At 45.7% G+C, this 6,770-nt stretch carries 6 protein-coding genes; 5 read left to right on the forward strand and 1 reads right to left on the reverse strand.

Going from position 1 to position 6,770, the window contains the following annotated elements:
• The first annotated feature begins 143 nt into the window (after positions 1-143).
• The 5 genes from QUB25_RS09790 (at position 144) to QUB25_RS09810 (ending at position 5,362) form a co-directional block, all read left to right on the forward strand.
• Positions 144-1,049: a D-hexose-6-phosphate mutarotase gene (locus tag QUB25_RS09790; RefSeq protein ID WP_333183041.1), complete on the forward strand. Its 906-nt coding sequence runs from the start codon at positions 144-146 to the stop codon at positions 1,047-1,049.
• Between the two features lie 332 nt (positions 1,050-1,381).
• Positions 1,382-2,908: a phosphomannomutase/phosphoglucomutase gene (locus tag QUB25_RS09795; RefSeq protein WP_333183043.1), complete on the forward strand. Its 1,527-nt coding sequence runs from the start codon at positions 1,382-1,384 to the stop codon at positions 2,906-2,908.
• Between the two features lie 52 nt (positions 2,909-2,960).
• Entirely contained in the window at positions 2,961-3,188 is a 228-nt protein-coding gene (locus tag QUB25_RS09800) for a hypothetical protein (RefSeq protein WP_333039991.1), read from the forward strand.
• Between the two features lie 487 nt (positions 3,189-3,675).
• On the forward strand, positions 3,676-4,617 hold the full coding sequence (locus QUB25_RS09805; protein WP_333061317.1) for a M23 family metallopeptidase: 942 nt from the start codon (positions 3,676-3,678) through the stop codon (positions 4,615-4,617).
• Positions 4,618-4,825: 208 nt separating this feature from the next.
• Positions 4,826-5,362 carry a late competence development ComFB family protein gene (locus QUB25_RS09810; RefSeq protein ID WP_006631395.1) on the forward strand — a complete coding sequence of 179 codons (537 nt, stop codon included), beginning with the start codon at positions 4,826-4,828 and terminating at the stop codon, positions 5,360-5,362.
• A 243-nt stretch (positions 5,363-5,605) separates the two neighbouring features.
• Here the strand turns inward: QUB25_RS09810 and psb29 are convergent, their stop codons facing one another.
• A complete protein-coding gene (gene psb29, locus QUB25_RS09815; protein WP_333183045.1) occupies positions 5,606-6,319 on the reverse strand; it encodes a photosystem II biogenesis protein Psp29 in 714 nt (237 codons plus the stop codon).
• Positions 6,320-6,770 lie beyond the last annotated feature (451 nt).

Consider the following 6,770-nt stretch of genomic DNA (forward strand, 5'->3'; position numbering starts at 1 on the left):
CTGGCGATGTGTTGGGACTCGCCATCCGTTTCTCTGACTGCATCCTTGTGTTGATCGCACCCTCGCAGGTCAAACTCAACAATCTAATCAATCTAGCAACCATAATATCGGATAATTGTAAAGCAATTCACCAAGCCAAAAGCATGAGTATTGACCAATTAAACACAGACTACGGCATTGCCGGGAACCTCACCTTCGCCACCGGAAACGGTGGTTTCCCGATGATTCACATCGACAACGGTCAAGCCAAAGCCTTAATTTCTGTGTATTCCGGTCAAGTGCTCTCCTTTCAACCAGCCACCGAAGCCACAGACTTGATGTTCGTCAGCGAAAAAGCCTACTATGCCGAAGGGAAAGCCATCAAAGGCGGTATACCCATCTGTTGGCCCTGGTTTGGTCCAGATCCCGAAGCCTTGGGGCGTCCGAGTCATGGGTTTGTGCGGAATCGCCTCTGGAATGTGCTAGAAACCGCCACAACCCCAGACGGCGCAACCAAAGTCACTCTAGGACTCAAGGATACCGATGAAACTAGAGCAATTTGGCCCCAAGCCTTTGAACTGGCGATCGTGATTACGATCGGCACCAGCCTCACGGTAGAATTAATCACCCGCAATCTAGGCGACAAAGCATTTCCCCTCACCCAAGCTTTCCACACCTATTTCCAAGTCGGGGATATCAACCGTGTGCAGGTTTTAGGTTTAGAAAATAGCCAGTATCTTGATAAAGCGGATGGTGGTGTCGAAAAAACTCAAGTGGGTGCAGTGGTAGTAACAGGTGAAGTCGATCGCATTTATCTCGATGTCACCAATGAATTAGTCATTGACGATAGGGCCCTCAATCGTCGGATTCGCATTAAATCCTCTGGTAGTAAATCCGTCGTAGTGTGGAATCCCTGGGTGACAATTTCTGCAAATATGGCCGACCTTGATGATGCAGATTATCAGCGTTTACTCTGCGTAGAAACGACCAATGCAGCTACAGATATTGTGGAAGTTCCCGCTCATGGTGAGTTCCGCTTGCAGGCAATTTACAGCGTTGAACGCGACTAAGGAATTAGAGCTTAATCTTAGCGGTGATGGGGCCAAAATTCCCCGTAAGCGGTTCAACATTTCAATTGGATATTTTGGGCAGTGCTCAAATCCCACCCACAAGACTGGGATTGTTTCTTTAAATACAACTTAAATGCCGATTAGCTGATTGAATTGAAAAACTCTGTCACCCTAATGACTAATAATACCAAATCCCCAATTTCTCCCCGGTTTATTTCTGAGTCCGCGAAAGACGTGCGGCGAAGCTGAGTCGAATCGTCTAGCCACAGACAAAACTTTGTATGATCGGTTTCAACCGCCGACTCCGATATTTTTACTTACCATCAATTATTATGCAAATCTTCAACTGGACAAAACTTCAAAATGGATCAGACATTCGCGGTATCGCCCTCGAAGGCGTTCCCAATGAAAAAGTCAACCTAACGCCCGAAATTGCGACAATCTTAGGTAAATCCTTTGTCAGTTGGCTAGTGCAAAAAGTCAATAAACCAGCGGCAGAATTAACGATCGCGATCGGGCGTGACAGTCGCCTATCAGGGCCAACCTTAATGCAAGCAGTGATCGAGGGAATCGCCTCAGTTGGTGCAACAGTGTACGACTTTGACATGGCCTCAACCCCCGCCATGTTTATGAGTACCATTACCCCTGGTTTTGATTGCGACGGCGCGATTATGCTCACTGCTAGCCATTTGCCATTTAATCGAAATGGTTTAAAGTTTTTCACTCCCAAAGGAGGGTTACAAAAGCAGGATATTACAGATATCTTAACACTAGCCCAAAGCAATTACTTTCAGCCAGCCTCATCGCCCGGTAAGATTACAAAGCATGATTTTATCTCAGTTTATGCTAACCAACTTGTCACCAAGATTAGGGAATCAGTCAATCATCCCGATAATTTTGAGGAACCACTAACAGGACTAAAAATTGTTGTGGATGCAGGCAACGGTGCTGGCGGTTTTTATGTTGATAAAGTCTTAAAACCTTTAGGTGCAGACACCACGGGCAGTCAGTTTTTAGAACCCGATGGTACTTTCCCCAATCATGTGCCAAATCCCGAAGATAAAGAGGCAATGCAGTCAATTTGTCAAGCGGTAATTGAACACCAAGCTGATTTTGGGATTATTTTTGATACCGATGTCGATCGCAGTGCGGCCGTCGATCAAGTGGGCAAGGAACTCAATCGCAATCGCTTAATTGCCTTGATTTCTGCGATCGTATTAAAAGAACACCCAGGCTCTACCATTGTTACCGATTCTATCACCTCCGATGGCTTGACACAATTCATCGAACAGGATCTAAAAGGGATTCACCATCGCTTTAAACGCGGCTACAAAAATGTGATTGACGAGTCGATTCGCCTCAATGAAGCCGGCCAGGAATCATGGCTGGCGATTGAAACCTCTGGACATGGAGCTTTGAAAGAAAATTACTTTCTGGATGATGGCGCTTATTTGGTTAGCAAATTATTGATTGAATTGGCTAAGTCAAAGCTAGCAAATCAATCTTTGCCAGATTTAATTGCGAATTTAAAAGAGCCAGAGGAAAGTGCAGAATTTCGGATTAAACTTGGTGTAGATGATTTCAAGACTCACGGCGAGCGCGTTATTGAACAACTGCAAGAATTTGTCTCAACGCAAGCAGACTGGAAAATAGTTCCCAACAACTACGAAGGGCTGCGAATTTCCTGCACGTCACCTAGCGAATCCGGCTGGTTTCTGTTACGCTTATCACTCCATGATCCGGTGATGCCTTTGAATGTTGAGTCTAATGTTAAGGGTGGTGTTGCTCACATAGTGGCTCGGCTTTTAGCTTTTTTCCAAACCACAGAATCCCTTGATTTTTCGGCCTTATCGACCTAAGTGTTACTCGTGTCAGACTATTAATCAACCAAACACAACGAGGAATTTAATCATGTGGCTTTTAATCATAAAATGTTCTGCTGCAAGCTGGGATACCCATTCCAAAGCTTTCAAAGCGATCGCTGCCAAATATCCTGCCACACCTCTTTCTTCCAAAAAGATGAAAGGCGATGCTCAACGCATCATGGAATATCAGCTTGAGGATGTCAATGATGTAGAGGAATTTATGGAAGAATGCTTAACCTTAAATGGTTTCACCGCTACCTTTGAATCCCTATAATTTAGGTGATTGATTATAGCCATTCTCAATTTTTATCTCATACCATTTTAGAGGGAAGATTTTAAAATAGGGAATCAATACTATATTGCCAAAAACAGGCTACAATAACTAGAGAATTTGAAGTAGGTTCTCGGCAATTAAACTTATTGCCAAAAAATAATTGATTTAACAGTAGAGGAGTAAAAAATAATTATGTTGTAGCGCTGTGAACTATAACTAATAGCAATGGTTAAAAGTTATGCAATAGTAGCTAGGGTGGAAACGGTAGTGTGAGCGTCGGGCTCAATTGGGCTTTCCTCCCTAGCTACGGAAATTTTTATTATTCTTATCACCTCAAGTTAAGTATTTATTTAAGTTAGTCTCTCATCTCCAGATCTTTGACCAAGCTTTTTACCTAGGGCTGTTTCTCTCGAATCATTGCGGATTGGTATAGTTAGTCTAGATATTAAAAATATATCAGCGAGACAAAGGTTAAGGACAGCTAGTGATGGTAATGACTGTGAATCGAGAAAACTGTGGGCTAAGTACGGAAATAATTACAGGTCGGATTTTGCGGTGGGGGCAGTTGAAAGCAAACAAGCTAACCGCCAGTTCGATCGGGGGAATTGTTGCTGGCTTTCTGAGTTTTGCCCTGCCGGTGCAAGCTTTGCAGGTAGTTGTGACGCCGACAAATCCCCAACTGGGAGATACGCTGTCAGTAATGATTCAGGTTGACGGTAACGGCGGGGAAACTCCAACCGTTTCTCTACAGCAAAAAAACTACCCCGCGTTTTCGATCGGCAACGGTCGCTTTCGGGCCCTGCTGCCGACGACGCCGGTAGAGAAACCCGGTGCCCGCCTTCTTCAAGTCGCAGGTGATGGACAAGTGCAGAAGTTGAGCGTGCAAGTGCGCGGTCGAGATTTTCCCACCCAATCCATCTGGCTACCGCCTGGGAAAGACGAGGAAGGTACAGATGCCGAATTTGATCGCGTAGACGCATTTAAAGCACTGGTGACACCCGAAAAATTTTGGGACGGCAAATTGTTGCGCCCCAACTCCGGCGAAATTACCACTATTTACGGGGTGCGACGCTATTATAATGGGGTATTTGCTCAAGACTACTACCACCGCGGCGTGGATTACGCGGGTGCTTACGGTTCCCCTGTAGTCGCACCAGCAGCAGGTCGGGTGTCTCTAGTGGGACGCGAATCTCAAGGCTTCAAAATCCACGGGAATGTCGTTGGTCTCGACCACGGTCAGGGGGTAGCAAGTATTTTGATGCACCTCAGCCGGATTGATGTCAAGGAAGGCGATGTCGTGAAAGCCGGTCAAGTAATCGGTGCTCTGGGGTCAACGGGGGCTTCCACAGGCCCTCACTTGCATTGGGGACTTTACGTGCATGGGCAGTCCGTCGATCCTGTACCTTGGCGGCTTCAGGGAGTTGAGTAGGAGTTTTTACAGGTTTTGACGGATTTATCAGTCAATTATGGGGTAAGTTTGTGGCTAGGGTGTGCAGATAACTCTGATGGGTTATCAGTATTGAGTTAGGATTTGTATAAAATTTGTCAACTCAACTCTCAAAGCTCGAATCTCAAGACGCTAACAATCGCGTCTTCACAAAACTTTATTGATGATGCCGTTGAGCGGGGACGCATATATGAGTATTGAAAAAATTGTTGAACAGGCTTTGCAGGATGGCTATTTAACGCCGTCAATGGAAGCTGAGGTGGGACGGATCTGCAATACGGCTTCGGAATTGTCGATCGAAGAGTACATGGCTCTCGATCGTCTGATGGGTTCATTGTTGACTGGCGAAGTTGTAGTTCTGCCACGCAAACAGTTCATCAACGTGATGGAAGAGTTGGTACTCAGCGATGCGATCGCTAGGGTGGCCGAAATTGAAGCCACGAGCGACCTTAGTCTGGATGTGGGAGATATTGCAGCTTATGCTTTAAATAGGCTGCCACCTCTGTACGCTACGACGGAAGAGGGAGCTCACTTTCAAAGGGCTAGGGCTAAAGAGCAACTTCACGATTTGATTTCTAAAGAAGTCAACGCAGCGATCGCCCGCAACTTGGACAGGCCCGACACCCCAAACCCAACAGCTTTGGGCAAGTCTTCGGGAAACGAAGTTCTTTCACAGCTAAGCACTTGGCTGCAAGCTAACGCCACTAATTTTGAGCCACAGCCTTAGTACGACCCCAAAAGCTCTATTTATGGTTAAGTCGATCCCGCTCAATTTAGAAAGCGGGATTTTTAGTTTCCGCAGCCCCCAAGATTCATCTGAAGGCAGAAGCCAGAATTCAAGAACAAAAAATTAAAATTTAAGAGTTTTCTATTTTATGTAAAAAATAAAAAACTCCCTCTTCCTAGTTCCTGACATCGGTTACATCCGTCGAGCGAATCCGTTGCCGAACTTCCTTCTTCCTTCAAACGATTAATTACTGCTGTCAGAAGAGTCAGCCGAAGGACCGACGGTAACTTTTGTCTCTCGTTTTTCGCGTTTTTTCCGTTCCGCTTGGATGACATCTTGAAGCACTATTCGTGCTTGAGCCATTTTTTCCAAATTGCTGCGGTACAAATCTAAATCTTTGCTAACTTTGTCTTCTGGCAGGTGCAATGCCGCACAGACTTTGGCGATCGCGTCGTTTCGCGTTTCTTGGTCTTTTACTAAGTTAGGGTCAGCTTTTTCTAATAGTGAGAACAAACCGATCGCGAACAAGCGGCTGTACTTAAATTGAGGGTTGCTGGCGATCGCCCCTAAAGACGCTTGCAAATCCGCTGTATCTTCAAAGCTGGTCGAGCGATCGAGCCACGAGAGCAACTCTTGCCCGGAAAGTCTATCTGCCAAGCTTTCCAATCGCTGAGCGTCTTGCTTGTAGCGCTCTGGATCGTCTTCTAGGGACTTGCACAAAGCGTTAAAAATCGAAACTCTGTCGGCTTCTGGGGCGTACCCAAGCATGAATCGATCGAAAGCTGTCACTACACCCAAAGCATAAATCGGGTCGTATTGAAAATCGGCATTCGCTGAAAGCAAGTGCATTTCTACCATCAACTCTTCCACCACTCGACGGTAAATTGAGTTGATCGGTCGAGTGTGAATCGTATAGAAACTTCGCTTAGTATCTGAAACAGTACGGTTATTGTTCACCTGAGTCTTATAGATAAATAATTTTGCCGTAGCGGGCGTGCCAGCGCGGCGTGAGTAAAGTCGGGGAGTCAATTCTGCGATCGGGCTGACAAAGATTGCCAGTTTTTTAAGCGTTGCCGCCTCCTTGCGAGACAAAATTTTATCAAAAAAATTTTACGCGCGATCGGCAGCAACCATTAATATGTCGCAAGAGGAGGGGCAAAACCCCAGTATCTTTACAATCATAGCTCTTCTGGGATCGCTCATCAGAAAAATGGGTAGAAACCCCGTCCTTATAGGACGGCTTCACAAAAAGACACAAAACCAAAGCGACTAACTCACAAAAGACGTGCTAGAGCGTCAAGATGGAAAAAGCCTACCGCTACCGATTCTACCGTGCGAGTCGTTTAGCCTAAAGTAAGTTGAAATACTTACGGGATGGCTAGCCCAGTTAATAAAACTGGTGACAACT

It is taken from the genome of Microcoleus sp. B3-D7 (genome assembly GCF_036705305.1).
In the GTDB taxonomy this organism is placed as follows: Bacteria; Cyanobacteriota; Cyanobacteriia; order Cyanobacteriales; family Microcoleaceae; genus Microcoleus.